This window comes from Brotonthovivens ammoniilytica, assembly GCF_025566885.1.
Classification (GTDB): Bacteria; Bacillota; Clostridia; order Lachnospirales; family Lachnospiraceae; genus Brotonthovivens; species Brotonthovivens ammoniilytica.
This window is the reverse complement of record NZ_JAOQJQ010000001.1, coordinates 584,731-600,736: the sequence shown is the minus strand read 5'-3', so window position 1 is coordinate 600,736 and position 16,006 is coordinate 584,731. Positions and strand designations below refer to the sequence as shown.

The 16,006-nt window shown below is 37.5% G+C and carries 21 protein-coding genes and 1 pseudogene; 6 read left to right on the top strand and 16 right to left on the bottom strand.

What is annotated here, in order from left to right; translation table 11 throughout:
• Positions 1-49: 49 nt before the first annotated feature.
• Positions 50-448, top strand: a pseudogene (gene yqeK, locus OCV88_RS16060) (bis(5'-nucleosyl)-tetraphosphatase (symmetrical) YqeK); the annotation flags it as partial.
• A 129-nt stretch (positions 449-577) separates the two neighbouring features.
• Complete coding sequence (rsfS, locus tag OCV88_RS16055) at positions 578-910, top strand: ribosome silencing factor (RefSeq protein ID WP_262590708.1); 333 nt, start codon at positions 578-580, stop codon at positions 908-910.
• Positions 911-1,013: 103 nt separating this feature from the next.
• On the opposite strand, the gene OCV88_RS02700 is transcribed toward rsfS, so the two are convergent.
• The 3 genes from OCV88_RS02700 to lexA form a co-directional block, all read right to left on the bottom strand.
• Positions 1,014-1,289 carry a nitroreductase family protein gene (locus OCV88_RS02700; protein ID WP_158424091.1) on the bottom strand — a complete coding sequence of 92 codons (276 nt, stop codon included), beginning with the start codon at positions 1,287-1,289 and terminating at the stop codon, positions 1,014-1,016.
• Between the two features lie 78 nt (positions 1,290-1,367).
• Entirely contained in the window at positions 1,368-1,727 is a 360-nt protein-coding gene (locus OCV88_RS02695) for an ArsR/SmtB family transcription factor (RefSeq protein WP_158424090.1), read from the bottom strand.
• A gap of 285 nt (positions 1,728-2,012) precedes the next feature.
• Complete coding sequence (lexA, locus tag OCV88_RS02690; protein WP_158424089.1) at positions 2,013-2,630, bottom strand: transcriptional repressor LexA; 618 nt, start codon at positions 2,628-2,630, stop codon at positions 2,013-2,015.
• Between the two features lie 191 nt (positions 2,631-2,821).
• Between lexA and yneA the strand changes: the two genes are divergently transcribed.
• Together yneA and OCV88_RS02680 are read left to right on the top strand one after the other, a co-directional pair.
• Positions 2,822-3,175, top strand: a complete 354-nt coding sequence (gene yneA, locus OCV88_RS02685) for a cell division suppressor protein YneA (RefSeq protein WP_158424088.1) — start codon at positions 2,822-2,824, stop codon at positions 3,173-3,175.
• Between the two features lie 181 nt (positions 3,176-3,356).
• Positions 3,357-4,157: an MBL fold metallo-hydrolase gene (locus OCV88_RS02680; RefSeq protein WP_158424087.1), complete on the top strand. Its 801-nt coding sequence runs from the start codon at positions 3,357-3,359 to the stop codon at positions 4,155-4,157.
• Here OCV88_RS02680 and OCV88_RS02675 read toward each other — a convergent pair.
• Together OCV88_RS02675 and OCV88_RS02670 are read right to left on the bottom strand one after the other, a co-directional pair.
• Positions 4,154-5,212 (bottom strand): tyrosine-type recombinase/integrase, encoded by a 1,059-nt coding sequence (locus tag OCV88_RS02675; RefSeq protein ID WP_158424086.1) that lies wholly within the window; start codon positions 5,210-5,212, stop codon positions 4,154-4,156. The genes OCV88_RS02680 and OCV88_RS02675 overlap by 4 nt on opposite strands.
• 55 nt (positions 5,213-5,267) lie before the next feature.
• Positions 5,268-6,020, bottom strand: coding sequence for a tRNA 2-thiocytidine biosynthesis TtcA family protein (locus tag OCV88_RS02670; RefSeq protein WP_158424085.1), 753 nt, complete (start codon positions 6,018-6,020; stop codon positions 5,268-5,270).
• 238 nt (positions 6,021-6,258) lie between these two features.
• Here OCV88_RS02670 and dtd point away from each other — a divergent pair, with 238 nt between their 5' ends.
• Complete coding sequence (dtd, locus tag OCV88_RS02665) at positions 6,259-6,705, top strand: D-aminoacyl-tRNA deacylase (RefSeq protein ID WP_158424084.1); 447 nt, start codon at positions 6,259-6,261, stop codon at positions 6,703-6,705.
• A gap of 250 nt (positions 6,706-6,955) precedes the next feature.
• Here dtd and OCV88_RS02660 read toward each other — a convergent pair whose 3' ends face one another.
• The 7 genes from OCV88_RS02660 to OCV88_RS02630 form a co-directional block, all read right to left on the bottom strand.
• On the bottom strand, positions 6,956-7,210 hold the full coding sequence (locus tag OCV88_RS02660) for a DUF3810 domain-containing protein (protein WP_158424083.1): 255 nt from the start codon (positions 7,208-7,210) through the stop codon (positions 6,956-6,958).
• 24 nt (positions 7,211-7,234) lie between these two features.
• Positions 7,235-8,164, bottom strand: a complete 930-nt coding sequence (locus OCV88_RS02655) for an RluA family pseudouridine synthase (RefSeq protein WP_158424082.1) — start codon at positions 8,162-8,164, stop codon at positions 7,235-7,237.
• Positions 8,148-8,690 (bottom strand): signal peptidase II, encoded by a 543-nt coding sequence (gene lspA / locus OCV88_RS02650; protein WP_158424081.1) that lies wholly within the window; start codon positions 8,688-8,690, stop codon positions 8,148-8,150. The genes OCV88_RS02655 and lspA overlap by 17 nt, the downstream gene beginning before the upstream one ends.
• 20 nt (positions 8,691-8,710) lie before the next feature.
• Positions 8,711-9,805 (bottom strand): 3-dehydroquinate synthase, encoded by a 1,095-nt coding sequence (aroB, locus tag OCV88_RS02645; protein WP_158424080.1) that lies wholly within the window; start codon positions 9,803-9,805, stop codon positions 8,711-8,713.
• Between the two features lie 138 nt (positions 9,806-9,943).
• Positions 9,944-10,507, bottom strand: coding sequence for a cell division protein SepF (locus OCV88_RS02640; protein ID WP_158424079.1), 564 nt, complete (start codon positions 10,505-10,507; stop codon positions 9,944-9,946).
• A gap of 29 nt (positions 10,508-10,536) precedes the next feature.
• A complete protein-coding gene (locus OCV88_RS02635) occupies positions 10,537-11,229 on the bottom strand; it encodes a YggS family pyridoxal phosphate-dependent enzyme (RefSeq protein WP_158424078.1) in 693 nt (230 codons plus the stop codon).
• A 15-nt stretch (positions 11,230-11,244) separates the two neighbouring features.
• Positions 11,245-12,630 carry a biotin/lipoyl attachment domain-containing protein gene (locus OCV88_RS02630; protein WP_158424077.1) on the bottom strand — a complete coding sequence of 462 codons (1,386 nt, stop codon included), beginning with the start codon at positions 12,628-12,630 and terminating at the stop codon, positions 11,245-11,247.
• A 78-nt stretch (positions 12,631-12,708) separates the two neighbouring features.
• Here OCV88_RS02630 and OCV88_RS02625 point away from each other — a divergent pair, with 78 nt between their 5' ends.
• A complete protein-coding gene (locus OCV88_RS02625) occupies positions 12,709-12,918 on the top strand; it encodes a DUF378 domain-containing protein (RefSeq protein ID WP_158424076.1) in 210 nt (69 codons plus the stop codon).
• A gap of 42 nt (positions 12,919-12,960) precedes the next feature.
• Here OCV88_RS02625 and OCV88_RS02620 read toward each other — a convergent pair whose 3' ends face one another.
• The 4 genes from OCV88_RS02620 to OCV88_RS02605 all read right to left on the bottom strand — a co-directional run bounded on the left by OCV88_RS02620 (position 12,961) and on the right by OCV88_RS02605 (position 15,993).
• Entirely contained in the window at positions 12,961-13,380 is a 420-nt protein-coding gene (locus tag OCV88_RS02620) for a twitching motility protein PilT (protein WP_158424075.1), read from the bottom strand.
• A gap of 123 nt (positions 13,381-13,503) precedes the next feature.
• Positions 13,504-14,496, bottom strand: coding sequence for a D-alanyl-D-alanine carboxypeptidase family protein (locus OCV88_RS02615; RefSeq protein ID WP_262590609.1), 993 nt, complete (start codon positions 14,494-14,496; stop codon positions 13,504-13,506).
• Positions 14,480-14,875: a methylglyoxal synthase gene (locus tag OCV88_RS02610; RefSeq protein ID WP_158424074.1), complete on the bottom strand. Its 396-nt coding sequence runs from the start codon at positions 14,873-14,875 to the stop codon at positions 14,480-14,482. Before OCV88_RS02610 ends, OCV88_RS02615 begins: the two co-directional genes overlap by 17 nt.
• Positions 14,875-15,993 (bottom strand): FtsW/RodA/SpoVE family cell cycle protein, encoded by a 1,119-nt coding sequence (locus tag OCV88_RS02605; protein ID WP_158424073.1) that lies wholly within the window; start codon positions 15,991-15,993, stop codon positions 14,875-14,877. The genes OCV88_RS02610 and OCV88_RS02605 overlap by 1 nt, the downstream gene beginning before the upstream one ends.
• Positions 15,994-16,006 lie beyond the last annotated feature (13 nt).

The following is a 16,006-nucleotide window of genomic DNA, read 5'->3' as shown; positions in this document are numbered from 1 at the left end:
GTTGAAAGAAGAGCTGAAAACCAACCGCTATATTCATACCCTTGGCGTTATGGAAACAGCCAGAAAGCTGGCAGAAATTTACCATTATGATCCCCAAAAGGCTCAGTATGCCGGCCTTTTGCATGACTGTGCAAAATCGCTTAGCAATGAGAAAAAAATCCGTCTCTGCAGGGAATATGGACTTGCCATCTCAGAAACAGAGTTAGAAAATCCCTCTTTGCTTCATGCAAAGTGCGGTGCAATTTGTGCCAGAAAAATTTACAAAATTACAGATTCTGAAATCCTTCATGCCATTTTAGTTCATACAACCGGCTGTCCTAAAATGAATCTTCTGGATAAAATCATATATGTGGCAGATTATATTGAGCCAAACAGAGACCAGGCTCCTCATCTGGAGGAGATCAGAAAAATAGCCTGCCAGGATCTTGACAGGGCTGTGTATGAGATTGCAAAGGACACCATTGCTTACTTAAAACAGCAGAAGAGTACTATGGATGAGACAACCCTTAAGGTTTACGAATATTATAAAACTAAATTAAAAAAAGGAGAGACTACCTTGACAGAACAATCAAAAGAAATGGCGAAACTTGCCTATCAGGCATTAGAAGAAAAAAAAGCAGAAGATATTCAGATCATTGATATCCGTGATATTTCAGTGATTGCAGATTACTTTGTAATTGCCAGCGGATCTAATGTTAATCAGCTGCAGGCAATGGTAGATGCCGCACAAGAAGCACTTTATAAATCCGGCTATCATTGTTCTCAAAAAGAAGGAAATCAAAATTCCAGCTGGATTTTAATGGATTATAAAGATATTATTATTCACCTGTTTTCCAAAGAAGACCGACTGTTTTATGATCTGGAACGAATCTGGAAGGACGGAAAATTTATCTCCATTGAGGAATTATAATATCTTTACTTTTTACAGTATCATAAAAATATTGCAAAGTCAGTGTTAAACCACTAAACCTTATACACTCTTAGTATTACTAAAAAACAGCGGCTCTGAAAGTTCAAAGACGCTGTTTTTTGCTGTTATAGAACCATAACAGATATTGATTTTTTCCAATGACTGCAATATAATTTTTAACACCTGAAAACTTTCCGTAATGTGCCATAAAGCCGTTAAAGGCATCCGGCTCATCTAAAATCAGCTGCAGATGTAATCCGCTTTCTTTATTACATTGTTCAATAAAAGATAGCAGATCCTCTTTTATTTTTCCCTCTATCGGCCGGTCTGTATATGAGCGGACAGAATGTCTTTCCTTCATTGCCTGTAATAAATCCATGTTTTTATTCCTCCCATTCTTATAGCATACTGTTAAAATGTCAGGATATCATCTGGCATCAATGAATGAAATTCAAATTTAATCATTAATGTCATTTCTGTCCGGAGCATTTTTCATAATTTCCTGAACATCACAAAATAATGTAATCAAATTGCTGATTTCGCTTCCCTCCGGATCTAAGTAATAGTAGATACATGTACTTTCCTTGCGTGCCTTTACAATACCGGCATCTTTTAATATCTGCATATGGTGCGATACAGCCGGACGAGACAGATTCATTTTCTGTGCAATATCTATAACACGGTTTCCCCTGCATTCCCCCCGCAGCATAATACATAACAGGTGCTGCCTTGTTTCATCACCGATTGCTGTCAAGATTCTTTGACAAGCTTTAAATTCTTCTTCCAGCCGTTTTATATCCTCAATCGTATTTTCCACAGGCAAACCTCCTTTTTGTTTAAACGTTTGAACATAATGATTATACCATAGAAATCCGACAGATATTGAACCGTAAAGAAAATCGAGATAGATAAGATAAAATAACATCAGCAAAACAAATATAAAAACGGCATTTCTGTGTTTTCCTGTACTGGAATCTGGAATCAGAAATGCCGCCTGTGATGCTATATTTAATTGTAACTAAAATACCCGTGGAGAAGCACACTCATGTGGAGATGAAATAAAACTTATTTCCTGCCGGTGTATTCTCACATAAAATAAGTTTTACTGGAAAAATCGAAATACCCCAAATACTTTTCCAAGTATTGTAACTTCCGGAACAATAATAGGATCCATAAAATCATTTTCCGGCTGAAGACGATAGTGTCCATCCTCTTTATAAAATGTCTTTACGGTAGCAGAATCATCAATTAAAGCCACAACCATATCCCCGTTTCTGGCAGTGGACTGCTTTTTGATAAGAATCCCATCACCATCTAAGATACCGGCATTCACCATGCTTTCACCCTGTACCTTTAAAATAAATGTTTCTGCATTTGGCATAAATTCAGACGGAACGGGAAAATAACTTTCAATATTTTCTGCAGCCAGAATTGGAGAACCGGCTGCAACTTTTCCTATTACAGGAACATTTACCATCTCACGGCGCACCAGATTAAATGTATCATCTACAATCTCAATAGCACGGGGCTTTGTGGGATCTCTTCGAATATATCCGTTCTTTTCCAGAGTCTCCAAATGTGCATGAACAGAAGAAGTGGACTTTAACTTTACCGCCTCACAAATCTCACGTACAGCAGGCGGGTACCCTCTGCTTAAAATCTCATTTTTAATATATTCCAATATTTCCTTCTGTTTTGGTGTGATCTTTCCCTGTGCCATAAAAATCTCCTTTATTTATCAAGTCTATTCATTACAAATAGAATAACATAGTTACACGCAAAAAGCAAACATATATTCCGAAAATATGTTCGTTTTTTTCTATTGACAAGCGAACGTTTGTTTTGTATAATCAAGAGGCAAACAAATGTTCGCGATTGCTTTCAGTTTATTTTACAAAGGAGATTAAAATTATGCCAGTTTACAGAACAAACCGTAATCATTTATTATACAGACTAAAAAAACAGACCTTTCTGGTTTTTATTACTTTTTCCGTTATCATTGCCGGGATTCTGCTTGGAAGCAGTATTTTAAATTCTTCCAGAACCAATGCAGCAACGGAATATCAGGAAGAGCTTTATTACAAATCTATTGAAGTAAAAGAGGGTGATACCCTCTGGAGCATAGCAGATACTTATATGTGTGAAGAATTTGATAATAAGCAGGATTACATTGATGAAATCAAATCCATCAACCACCTGACAGACGACACCATCCATTCCGGTTCTTATCTTACAATTCCATATTACAGTGGTACAGGAAAGTAGCCAAAACACCGGTCATATAGTATAATATACACATAATACAGTAGTATCTGAAAATACTATTTGAAATACATCACAGACAGAAAGCATTCTATCGGCTGGAAATAATATTTCGGATATAATATTTCTGTTTCTCTGATAATACAGTATTTTATAATGGAATGAAAAAGGAGAGAGAAGCATTTTGCAGTTAACAATGTTAGGAACCGGTCATGCTCTTGTTACTGAATGTTATAATACCTGTTTTGTGCTGTCAGAAGATCATAAACATTTTCTGGTTGACGGAGGCGGCGGAAATACAATTTTAAAGCAGTTAAAGTCTGCAGATATTGATTTAAGAGACATCCATGATATATTTGTAACTCATAAACATATAGATCATATTTTAGGTATTATCTGGGTTATCCGCGCAATCTGCCAGCAGATGAACAAAAAAATATTGGAACAAGACGTCCGGCTTTATGCCGGCAGGGAAGTAATTCAGATACTGGATTATTTATGTCAGACGCTGTTGAATAAAAAAGAATCCAGGTTTATTGGAGACCGGCTTTTGTTCATTTCCATAAAAGACAGGGAAGAGCAGAGGATTCTGGACCGACGGATTATTTTCTTTGATATTCATTCAACCAAAGCTTCTCAATTTGGTTTCACGTTATATTTAAACGATAAAGAAAAACTTTCCTGCTGTGGCGATGAACCATACAATGATTCTGAAAAAGATCTGGTTTCTGGAAGCAAATGGCTGATGCATGAAGCTTTTTGCCTGGAATCTGAAGCTTTCGAATTTAAACCTCATGAAAAGCATCATTCAACGGCTGCTGAAGCTGGGCAGCTGGCTGAACGTCTTGGAGCAGAGAATTTGATTTTATATCATACAGAAGATAAAAACCTTGCCTGCAGAAAAATACTGTATGGAAAAGAGAGTAGTAAATGGTTTCACGGAAACCTTTATATTCCTGATGACCTGGAACGTATAGAACTTTAATTTCTATCTTTTTCTCTTAATCTAACTGACTTTGCAGCCATTCTCCGGCGTTCATCTGCCTGGGCTGCATAGTGCTTTTTTGTAGTATTTACATCTTTATGCCCCAGAACATCCGCTACCAGATAAATATCCCCGGTTTCACGATACAGATTCGTGCCGTATGTACTTCTTAATTTGTGCGGTGTAATATTTTTTACAGTAGTAACAAGCCGGGCATATTTCTTTACAAGATTTTCAACAGACCGGACACTGATCCTGCGGTTCTGCAATGATAAAAACAATGCCTCAGTATGACCTTCCTGAGGTTTTATCTGCAGCCGTTCATCCAGATAAACATCTAAAGCTTCGGCAACTTCATCCCCAAAATACACCATAACCTCGGCGCCGCCTTTTCGATGGATTTTAATGCCATTATTTTTTTCATCAATATCTGTGATATTAAGTCCAACACATTCAGAAACCCGGATACCTGTGCCCAGCAGCAGTGTCAGCATGGCTAAATCTCGATTTTTTGTTTTATTATGGTACATTTTCTGGCGTTCCGTTAATTTATCCCCATTTTCAACCTCATCCAGCAAAAGAGCGATCTCATCAATATCAAGCCGGACAATATTTTTCTCATGGATTTTAGGCATTTTTACAAGGGCCGCAGGATTTTTCTCAATCAGTTCTTTTCTGAAATAATAATTATAGAAACTCCGAAGACTTGCCAGCTTCCTCATTAATCCCCGTTCATCATTGGTATGTTCCACACCTTCATGCTCATAGTATTTTAAATATTGAAGATATTCTTCAATATCAAAAGAAGTAATACGTTCTAGAAGATCTAATGGAAATTTTTCGATTGGAAGCTTTGCACAGTAACTGTTGGTTTCATGTAGAAATTCAAAAAATACTCCTAGATCATATGCATAGGCGATTCTTGTCCTGGAAGAAGTAGAGGATTCAATTCCAATAAAAAACTCTCTGCAAAATCCTGGAAGACCTTCCAGCAATACACGAAGCTTTTTTTCATTCTGAATATTTATACTCTCATGATATGCACGTTCTCTCATGATCTGTTTCCCCCTTTAAAAGAATCATTCAATCATCACTTATTTTGAGACAGTTTTATTCATTTCTTTTCCCTTTTTTATATGGAAAAGCACGCTGGGGCCATCCATCCAGATTCTGACTGATGATAGCCGTAAACATTCTTTCTTTTGCCCCCGGATTTTCACTATTAATCTGTCGCACCAGCTGTTTTGCATATTCCCGCTTGGTTTTTCCGTCTGCAAGGCATGGATTTTTTACAATGGGAAGCTGATATTTATTCTTAAAACCTATCACATCAGCTTCCAGCACATACATCATCGGCCGGATAACTGTTAAATCCATACGGTCCAGATAAGTTTTCGGAGAAAAAGAGTGGAAACGCCCCTCATATATAAGTGATAAAAACATTGTTTCCACAATATCATCTTTATGATGAGCATATGCTACCTTATTACAGCCAAGCTCTTTTACAGCCTGATTTAAAGCGCCTTTCCTCATTTTGGCACAAAGAGAGCATGGATTTGACTCTTTTCTTTCCTGAAAAATGATCTTTCCAATTTCAGAAGGAACAACAACATAAGGCACGTTTAGTTCCTCACATAAACTTCTTACAGGAGATAAATCAAATCCATCAAAACCAAGGTCAACAGTGACTGCAATCAGATCAAATTTTTTAGGATAAAAACGCTTCAGGCCATGCAGTGCATACAGAAGCGTGAGAGAGTCCTTGCCGCCAGAAATACCAACTGCAATTTTATCCCCGTCATCTATCATCCGATAATCCTCAACGGCCTTTCTTGTATAGCTGAGTAATTGTTGTAATTTCATAAATATTGTAACTCCATCTTATTTCAAATAAATTCTTATAGTATTTGTGATATGCTTAAAAGTAAATATTGTATAAACATTAGTGTATTATACACGACTGCAAGTTTACTTTCAAGAATATAGCTGTTAAAATAAGAGACGATTGCAGCTTTTGCAGGAGAGCAATCAAAAAAGAAAAAATTATGATAAATTATATAAAATAATTTAGATAATAATACAGGCGGAGGTATATTTTAATATGAAATTTGTAATTCAACGTGTAGAACGTGCACAGGTAACTGTAGATCAAATTGTTATCGGAAAAATCCATCAGGGATATGCGGTACTTATGGGCATCTGTGAAAATGACACAGAAGCAATCGCCGATAAAATGGTAAAGAAAATGCTGGGACTTAGAATTTTTGCAGATGAAAACGGAAAAACAAACCTGTCTTTAAAAGATGTGTCAGGAGAATTGTTATTAATTTCTCAGTTTACATTATATGCAGATTGTAAAAAAGGGAATCGTCCGTCTTTTATAAAAGCCGGCAATCCGGAGCATGCAAACAAACTTTATGAATATATGATTCAAAAATCCAGACAGGAAATCCCTCATGTAGAAACTGGAAGCTTTGGCGCTGATATGAAAGTAGAGCTTGTAAACGACGGACCTTTTACAATCATATTAGATTCAGAAGAATTATAAAATATGATTGTATCAGCGATTCATTGACGACCCATGATACATAATATCTGAATAGTACTAGTGCACGGTTCCACACAACTATTCGCAAAAGACAGCTTTAACGAATAGTTGAATACAAAAAAAACACAGCTGACCGGACTTTATCTAAAATCCATTGGTCAGCTGTCAAAAAACGCCTGATCTAACTTCAATTCACTTAAAACTAGTTAAAATGAAAGAATGAAAGTTAAGTTAAAGCAGGTAAAAGTTTTTAGATAATACTTCTAATCATTGAGTTTAAAACGATTCCGGCAATTGAATTCAGTACTGAAAATACCAAGAAAATAATTCCCAGCACCAGTCCGGCAGTTGCCATCCCTTTCTGAAAATCTATTTTCCGGCCTTTTACACCAAATACGATTGCAATAATGGTAACCGGATATCCAAATAATGGAATCAGCCAGGCAATAATCCCCACCAATCCTAAAACCAATGCAATAATAGCCGCAGTATTTTTGTTTTCCATAATAAATCTCCCTTCTTTTGTTGTTTATTTTAATTTAGCCAGCAACTCCTTAAAGTAAGCCGGCAATGGTGCCTCAATTTCTATATATTCCCTGCTGGATGGATGAATGAAACCAATGGTCATTGCATGAAGCGTCTGGCCTTCTAGTCCCTTTACAGGCTGCTTTTCCGGTCCATAGACGGTGTCTCCTAGTAAGGGATGGCAAATACTTGCCATATGCACACGTATCTGGTGTGTCCTTCCTGTCTCTAGCTGAAATTCCATATATGTATATTTTTGAAATCTTTCTATTACTTTATAATGTGTAACTGCAGATTTTCCATTTGTTTCTACCACAGCCATTTTTTTGCGGTGGACAGGATGTCTGCCAATCAGACCTTCAATTTTACCGGTATCCTCTTTTACATTTCCCAGGACTATTCCCCGGTATTTTCTTATAACGGTGTGCTCTTTTATCTGTTTTGCAATCTCTGTATGCGCAGTATCATTTTTACATATGATCAGCGAGCCCGTTGTATCTTTATCTATCCGGTGTACAATTCCAGGACGTATCACACCATTGATACCGGATAAGCTGTTCTGACAATGATACATTACGGCATTTACAAGGGTTCCGGTATAATGTCCGGCAGATGGATGAACAACCATGCCCTTTGCCTTATTTACAACCAAAATATCTGCATCTTCATACAAAATATCCAGCGGAATATTTTCCGGAAGAATATCCAGAGACTGGACCTCAGGTACAGTCACAGAGATAATATCATCCCCAGACACTTTAAAACTGTTTTTAGTGACTGTCTGATCATTAATCATCACATTTCCGTCTTTGATCAGCTTCTGAAAAAATGTTCGTGACTGTCCTTCATACAAGACAGATAAAAATTTATCCAGTCTGCAGTCCTCAAATTCTTCTGTCACCTCAAAGGTCTGTCGGTTATTTTGATCTGTCATGAGATTTCACTCCCGGTTTTAGTGAGTTTCCAAGTTCTTTTAGATCCTGATCCTTATAATAAAACAAAACTGTCAATATCAATATGACCGCGGAACATGTTACATAAATATCTGCTACATTAAATACAGGAAAATTAATAGCAGAAAAATAGAAAAAGTCAACTACATATCCCTGAAGAAACCGGTCTATAAAGTTTCCCACGGCTCCAGCTGCTATCAAAACAAGAAGTACTCTTAATAAAACAAACCTTTTGTGAGCAGGCATTCTGGCATAAATATATACAATCACAATTAGAATAACAATTGTAATAGCAATAAAAAACGGTTTACGTCCCTGCATAATACCGAAAGCTGCCCCTCTGTTTTCAAGATAATAAAGCTGAAAAACATTCCGAATCAGGTCTATGGGCTGCTGATCCTTTAAGTGCAGTACAGCAGCCTTTTTGGTAATCTGATCAATCAAAATTAAAACAAAAAAAGCAACAACCCCTATTACATTATAACAAATCTTAATATTTTTCTTCATAAATTCACTCAATCATTCACTTATTTTTTTTCAATACTTTGAATGGCCTTTAACAACTCTTCATCTGAAACAGATCTTTCAATATAAGCTTTGCCAGGAGCGCAAAGTAGAATAAACTTAATCTTACCTGCTTCCATTTTTTTATCATGTTTTGATGCTTCCAAAACACTTTCCGCAGAAGATACAGATGCCGTTACCGGCAGATGAAAGGACTGAAGAACCTGACAGATTCTCTGCTTCTCTTCTGCTGTAATGTTTCCTTTGATAACACTGAGCTCACAGGCAGCAGCAATCCCAATAGACACGCAGAATCCGTGAATCAGTTTAAAATCTGATAATTTTTCAATGGCATGACCAAGGGTATGACCAAAGTTTAACAGTGCTCGTTCTCCCTGCTCTTTCGGATCCTGTTCTACTACTTCACGCTTAATATTACAGCTGACTGCAATCATTTCCTCTAAAACTTCCGGTGATCTGTTAAGAATTTCCTGCCGGTGCTGAATCATCCATTGAAAATAGGAATTATCTTTGATTAGTCCATGCTTTAATATTTCCCCCAGCCCGGCATAAAAATGGTCCTTAGGTAAATCCTTTAAGGTGCTGATATTCATATACACCAGTCTTGGCTGATAAAATGCTCCCACCATATTTTTATATTGTCTGAAATCCACACCGGTCTTGCCACCAATACTGCTGTCCACCTGCGAAAGCAGTGTAGTAGGAACCTGTATAAAGTCTATCCCCCGCAGATAAGTTGCTGCCGCAAATCCGCACATGTCACCGCATACTCCGCCCCCCAAAGCAACAAGGAGGTCTTTTCTGTCAAAATGCTCCAGAATCAATTTCTCATAAATTTGGCCGATGGTTTCTAAGTTTTTCTGCTCTTCACCCGCCGGAAATACAAATGATGTAACAGTATCAAAAATCGTGCCAAGTTCCTTATGTATTGCCTCCAGATACAGAGGTTCCACATTTGTATCTGTAACAACGCATATTTTTGTAGATTTTAAATATCCAAGTTCCTTTATTTTAGAAGCCAGCAGATGAAAATCATGCTGAATTACAATCTCATAACAGGGCAGTCCGTTATAATTTACCTGAATACTTCTGCTCATAACATTTTACAACCTCTTTTTCAATTATTTCAGCAAAAATGAATCCTGCTTTAAAATTCTTACAGGAGATTGCTTCCTGTAAAATCAAAAAAACCAGCCAGTGATATTTATCTACCAACTGACTGGCGAATATACTTTCTAAATATCTGTCTGAATAGAAGATACATCAAACGCATCCATAATATTCTGGAAATCACCGGAAATGTCTACAGCTGCCGGTGTAACGATGAAAATATAATTTGAGATTTTCTGAAGATTTCCGTCAATGGCAAAGCAGGAACCTGATGTAAAATCAATGATTCGCTGAGCAATATCCAAATCCAGCCCTTCTAGATTCAAAACAACGGTACGGTTGTTTAATAATGTTTCTGTAATCTCTCTGGCATCTTCTACACTTGTCGGTTTAATTACACATACTTCCATTGGAACACTTCCCCCCTGTGCTTTCTTTGTCGGACGCATCGGTGTGATTTTTGGTGAAACCTTCGGTGCAGCTGATTTCTCACGTTCTCTTGCAGCAGATTTCTTCTCAAAAAACTCTTCGTCCTCTTCCACTTCTTTTTCCCTGCGGAAGCTTCTTCGTCTGGCAGGAGCCTCGTATTCATCATCTTCTTCATCTAAATAGTCATCATTGTAGAAATCATCCTCGTCATCCTCTGAATTCAAACGCATTGCATTTAACATTTTATCAAAAAAAGCCATTAATATTACTCTCCTATCTTTCTTTCCTGTTAGATGCTATAGTCTCTGGCGCCGAAAATACCTGTCCCAACCCGAACCATTGTAGCGCCTTCTTCTATCGCAACCATATAGTCCCCTGTCATACCCATGGACAGAGTGCTCATAGATACATTATCAATGTTTTTTTGTTTTATGTCAACAGATAATTTCCTGATTTCTTTAAAATATTGTCGGTTATCTTCCGCATTTTCAACATAAGGAGCAATGGTCATCAGGCCCTCCACCCTGAGATTGGAAAGTCTGGAAATATGTTCCACCAGTTTCACTGCATCCTCACGGGAGGTGCCAAATTTTGTCTCTTCACTGGCAATATTTACCTCAACTAGAATTTTTGTAACAACATCATTTTTTTCCGATAAACGGTTAATCTCTTCTGCCAGACGCAGAGAATCCACAGAGTGAATTAACGCCGTTTTTCCAATGAGATACTTTACTTTATTTCTTTGAAGATGTCCGATCATATGCCACTGAATATCCGATGGAAGCACTTCCTGTTTGTCCATCATTTCCTGGACTTTATTTTCTCCAAATACTCGGATTCCCTGATCATAAACTTCTTTTAACATTTCCACCGGTTTTGTTTTACTGACAGCAATCAATGTTACTTCATCTCTAGAACGGCCGGCCCTCTTACAGGCGCTGCATATATTTTCCTCTACCTGTTTTAAATTCTCTTTTAACACAGAACATCCCTCCTGCTAATTAATCAATTCACCTTCTGATATTTCATTTCCATTTAACGCAATATGATCGTATAGCGATAAACCATAACTTGTTCCTGTTTTCAAAATCGAATACTCTTCATTTTTGGAAAGAATATCAATTTGTTTAAATACTGCATATCCTTTATTAATGTTGTAAACTCCTTTTAATTTAGCTGTCTTCTGCAGCGTGTACTGATCTGAAGAGCCTTCCTTTTGTATCACATCACCGGATTGCAAATCCGTTTCGTCAATATAATAGGAAGTTTCCGTTTCATAGTATAAATCAGTGGATATAAATTCCACAGAAGATTTTCCCTTTTTGCTGTTTACTTTCAAAACACCAGGCTGGGAATCATCATCCCCATAGGTCAGATATGTTTTGGGAATTACATAAAATTCTTTTTCAACAATAGAAGTATTCGGAATTTTAAGTCCACTCTTATGATTGGTTCCAATCTCCAGCTCTACATAGCGATCCGAAATAAATCTGACCATAGAGCTGTTAAAGGAAAGAATCAGGTACTGCTGTCCGTCATAATCTTTCATTTTCATGGAAGGAGTGGCTGTTGTTCCATCTTTGCGGAAAGTAACCGTTACATACTCTTCATCCTTTAAGTTTTTAGCCATTTCATCGTCAATGGGTACCAGGATCTCCCAGTCCTCACTGGTAGAAAGTTTATACAAAGCCTGTCCATTTGACACTTTCTCACTGTTTTTTAAATTGTTTTTGGAGTAAGAAGAAGGATCAAACATAGAGTTTTTAAAAGTTTCCCCGGTAATTTCCTCATATCCGTCCGTATAAAAAGCAACCACACCATCTGTGGGTGAGTTTTCAAATGCAAATGTCTGATTTTTTACAGCCTTTTGGGTTTGATCTGTAAGACTTTCTAATGCATCTAAATACAGCGCTTCCTGAACCTGGGAATCAATACTGTTTTTAAATGAATACACATTGTAAAAAGTCATATCGGAACATTCTGCTATATATGTTTCAATGGAATTTTCAATAGCTGACAGACTTTTTTTATCCAGCTTGGTGCCGTCAAGTCCTGCTTTACTGATCTGTTCAGAAATCGTTCCCTTCTGGTCAAGGGAGCATACCAGATCATTTTTCCCTGCCTTATCTCCCTCTTTGATATAATAATTAATTGAGCCTGCACTATCCGCATATACAACCGTTTCATCTCTCAAAATTAATCCGGTATAAATATTCGTCTGGGCAATCTGTCCTTTCTGTACTTCATAGACAGCGATGTGTTTCGCCGTCAGATAGGAAAATAAATATACGCAAAAATAGATAAGTATCACTGCAAATACTACAATACCGATATTAATATGCAGAGGTTTTTTATATTTAACGATTTTCTTTTTCTTAACCATACAATTCACCTAAACTACTTTCATTTTCTGTATAATTTCCAGAAAATGTGAAAAACTATTACAAAAGGAGGAGCTTTTATGAATACAAAATTTTTAGATAACGTTTTACTGGCACTTGTAATTATCGGCGCCATTAACTGGGGACTTATCGGTTTTTTCCGTTTTGACCTGGTTGCATTTCTTTTTGGAAACATGTCCTGGCTGACAAGAGTGATTTACGCCCTTGTGGGAATTGGAGGACTTTATATGATCAGCGCTTTCGGACGCATTCATTCCCGCAAAAAATAAGGTGTCTTAAGCTGCACTTAAGACACCTGAATCAGTTATCATTTATAAAGAAACAATCAGTTTTGCCTTTGCGCACTCAGGCAGATCAACTTCGTTTCTGGAAACGCTTAAAACAAATTTAACATTATATTTTTCACTGATAATATCCAATTTTTCGATTGCATGTGTAATATCTTCTTTTTCAATATTTGCAATTGTCAGGAAGCTGTCAAGGTACATCTCCTGTAAATCATAATCCTGGGAAACGATTCCACAGATAAATCCAAGAAATTCATCACAATTTGTAACCGGATAATCGGCCACATTGATCAGACGGACTTTATTACTTAATTCATGCATATGTTTCTGACTTTTATCAAGATATACAATATTTCCGGTCACTGTCTGAACGGAATTATTTACCTTCTCTAATAAATATTTAGTTTTACCTTTTCCTTTTTCGCCGGCAATAATTTCAACCATGGTTTTGTCCTCCTACACCCTGCCTTTCCACGTCTAACAATTCTAAAATTTTGTAACATTTGTTAAGTTTCAAGCAGTTTTTTATAAAAATATTATAGTATATCCACATTTAAAATACAACTGTTAATTAGAAAAATTAGACAACATCTGAGACATCAGCAGATACAAATCTGAACGTCCATCTGCTTTCAGAACAATCGAAATAACCGGCTGTTTTTTTCTGTTTTCGCTTAACAGCACCAGACAGTATCCGGCATCTTTTGTAGTACCTGTTTTTCCACCGATCACCGTCACACCTTCCGGCTGTGCTTCTTCACCTGTAAGATACTTGTTTGTATTTTTCCATTTTTTCTCAACGGTCTGACTGTCTTTATCTTTATATACGGCATCATATTCTTTTGCATTTATAATTTCCACAAACTGCTCATTCTTTACAGCTACCTGAAAAATCAGATATAGATCATATACACTTGTATAGTGGTCTTCATCCGGCAATCCATGGGCATTGACGAAATGAGAATCTGTAGCTCCAAGAGCTAATGCCTCCTGATTCATTAAATCAGCAAATTTTTCCCTGCTCCCGGAAATTGTTTCTGCAATGGCTTCCGCAGCGTCATTTCCACTGCAAAGCATTAGACCGTATAGAAGGTCTTTCAGTGTCAGCTGATCTCCTGCCTGAACACCGCATACAGAAGAACTTGGATCTAGTCCCTTCTGAGATTCCTCTGAAACAGTAACTGTCTGGTCTAAGTCTCCATATTTTAAAGCTATGTAAGCTGTCAGTATCTTTGTTGTACTGGCCGGATAAAGCTTTTCATGTACGTTTTGAGTATAAGAAGCTGTCTTATCGGAGATCAGAAAAACACCTGCACCTTCGGCTGCTTCTGATAAAACATCATCACTTTCTGTATTATCAAATCCTGCAATACACAAATCCTGGGCAAAAGGTTTGATCATATTATCGGCCTCTGCCTGGGTCAGGCCATACTGGGCAGAAGTATTGTAAACATTATAAGCATCTTTGATGCTTTCCTTCTGGTTTGTGCATCCGCTGACAGGAAGTATTATAAATGCTCCGGACAGGAGCACAGCTATCAGTTTATTTATACATTTCACGCCAGTCAAGGTCTCCTCTGTCTAATGCATGAATTAAAAGCTCAGCTGTGGCAACATTTGTTGCCAGCGGTATATTGTGAGTATCACAAAGTTTTACTGTTTTGTCCACATCCGGTTCATGTACCTTAGGAGACAGGGAATCTCTTAAAAAAATAACCATATCCATATAATTCCCTTCGATATCAGCCCAAAGCTGATATTCTCCCCCAAGGGGACCCGGCAGATATTTGTGAACATTTAAATTGGTTGCTTCTTCAATCAGACGACCGGTTGTTCCGGTTGCAAATAATTTATGCTTCCCAAGGATTCCGCGGTAAGCAATGCAGAAATTCTGCATCAGCTTCTTCTTAGAATCATGCGCTATTAATCCTACATTCATTATATATTATCCCCCGATCCATATTTTCTGGGCTGCAGGCCCACATTCAGTACTAAACCTATTCCAATAAAAAGACTGACCAGCGACGTTAATCCATAGCTTACAAAAGGCAGAGGCAAACCTGTATTAGGCATCAGTCCGGTGGCAACACAGACATTTACAAATCCCTGAAAGCCAATCCATGCAGCAACCCCGCAGCAGATTAAACGTCCTGCAAGACCGTGGGCTCTGCGTGCAATTAAAATGCATTCTATTACAATTAAAAACAGCAGGATAATTACTATGATGCACCCTACAAATCCCAGCTCTTCGCCTATAATTGCAAAAATAAAGTCTGTCTGGGGCTCTGAAATAAAATTTGCATTTTTCACGGATGCTATGGAATTATTATTCAGTCCCTTTCCCCAGAGCTGTCCGGAGGCGATGGCCATAATTGAATTTGTCTGCTGATAAGCACTATCTGCATATTTCTCAGGCTGAAGCCAGGCAAGAATACGCTGATACTGGTAATCTTCCAGCGGCAGAACCTGATTCACAAGCAGAATCAGTCCCACAATGGTAACAGGAATACCTGCCGCTAGTATTGTTACTATTATTTTATAACTTAATCCCGCAATAAACAAGAGCGTAATAAAAATCAATGTAACGATTATTGTTGTGGAAAGGTTTGGCTGCTTTACAATCAGCAAAAGCGGAATTGCAGCAAGAACCAGTGAGATGCCAAGCATCTTCCAGGTATCCAGATAGTCCCGGTACCTGGTGAAAAAAGCTGCAAAAAAACATATAATCAAAACTTTGCAGAACTCTGACGGCTGAAATTGAAACCCTCCGATGGCAATCCATCTGGTGGCACCGTTTGCATCCTTGCCCAGAACATAAACGCTTGCAAGTAAAAGGATGATCAGTAAATAAATCAACGGCCAGAACCGCAGTATATATTTGTAATCAATCAGCGATACAACCGCCATACAGATAATTCCGCCCACAACGCCGATGATCTGTTTTGTCTGATATCCTTCTCTTGCACTTCCAACTACCAGAATTCCAATGATACAAAGTACAATAACGTATGCTACCAGGCGAAATCTATAATTTTTTAACTGATACTGTTTAAACATGGTACTTCCTTTT

Excerpts from the sequence above, each read along its gene's own strand:
- OCV88_RS02610 (WP_158424074.1), bottom strand. The coding sequence starts at position 14,875 with ATGAATGTAGGATTAATAGCGCATGATTCTAAGAAGAAGCTGATGCAG.
- OCV88_RS02700 (WP_158424091.1), bottom strand. The coding sequence starts at position 1,289 with ATGGATTTATTACAGGCAATGAAGGAAAGACATTCTGTCCGCTCATAT.
- OCV88_RS02640 (WP_158424079.1), bottom strand. The coding sequence starts at position 10,507 with ATGGCTTTTTTTGATAAAATGTTAAATGCAATGCGTTTGAATTCAGAG.
- OCV88_RS02655 (WP_158424082.1), bottom strand. The coding sequence starts at position 8,164 with ATGACAGATCAAAATAACCGACAGACCTTTGAGGTGACAGAAGAATTT.
- yneA (WP_158424088.1), top strand. The coding sequence starts at position 2,822 with ATGCCAGTTTACAGAACAAACCGTAATCATTTATTATACAGACTAAAA.
- OCV88_RS02630 (WP_158424077.1), bottom strand. The coding sequence starts at position 12,630 with ATGGTTAAGAAAAAGAAAATCGTTAAATATAAAAAACCTCTGCATATT.
- OCV88_RS02620 (WP_158424075.1), bottom strand. The coding sequence starts at position 13,380 with ATGGTTGAAATTATTGCCGGCGAAAAAGGAAAAGGTAAAACTAAATAT.
- OCV88_RS02660 (WP_158424083.1), bottom strand. The coding sequence starts at position 7,210 with ATGGAAAACAAAAATACTGCGGCTATTATTGCATTGGTTTTAGGATTG.
- dtd (WP_158424084.1), top strand. The coding sequence starts at position 6,259 with ATGAAATTTGTAATTCAACGTGTAGAACGTGCACAGGTAACTGTAGAT.
- aroB (WP_158424080.1), bottom strand. The coding sequence starts at position 9,805 with ATGAGCAGAAGTATTCAGGTAAATTATAACGGACTGCCCTGTTATGAG.
- OCV88_RS02675 (WP_158424086.1), bottom strand. The coding sequence starts at position 5,212 with ATGAGAGAACGTGCATATCATGAGAGTATAAATATTCAGAATGAAAAA.
- lexA (WP_158424089.1), bottom strand. The coding sequence starts at position 2,630 with ATGGCACAGGGAAAGATCACACCAAAACAGAAGGAAATATTGGAATAT.
- OCV88_RS02605 (WP_158424073.1), bottom strand. The coding sequence starts at position 15,993 with ATGTTTAAACAGTATCAGTTAAAAAATTATAGATTTCGCCTGGTAGCA.
- lspA (WP_158424081.1), bottom strand. The coding sequence starts at position 8,690 with ATGAAGAAAAATATTAAGATTTGTTATAATGTAATAGGGGTTGTTGCT.
- OCV88_RS02625 (WP_158424076.1), top strand. The coding sequence starts at position 12,709 with ATGAATACAAAATTTTTAGATAACGTTTTACTGGCACTTGTAATTATC.
- rsfS (WP_262590708.1), top strand. The coding sequence starts at position 578 with ATGGCGAAACTTGCCTATCAGGCATTAGAAGAAAAAAAAGCAGAAGAT.
- OCV88_RS02670 (WP_158424085.1), bottom strand. The coding sequence starts at position 6,020 with ATGAAATTACAACAATTACTCAGCTATACAAGAAAGGCCGTTGAGGAT.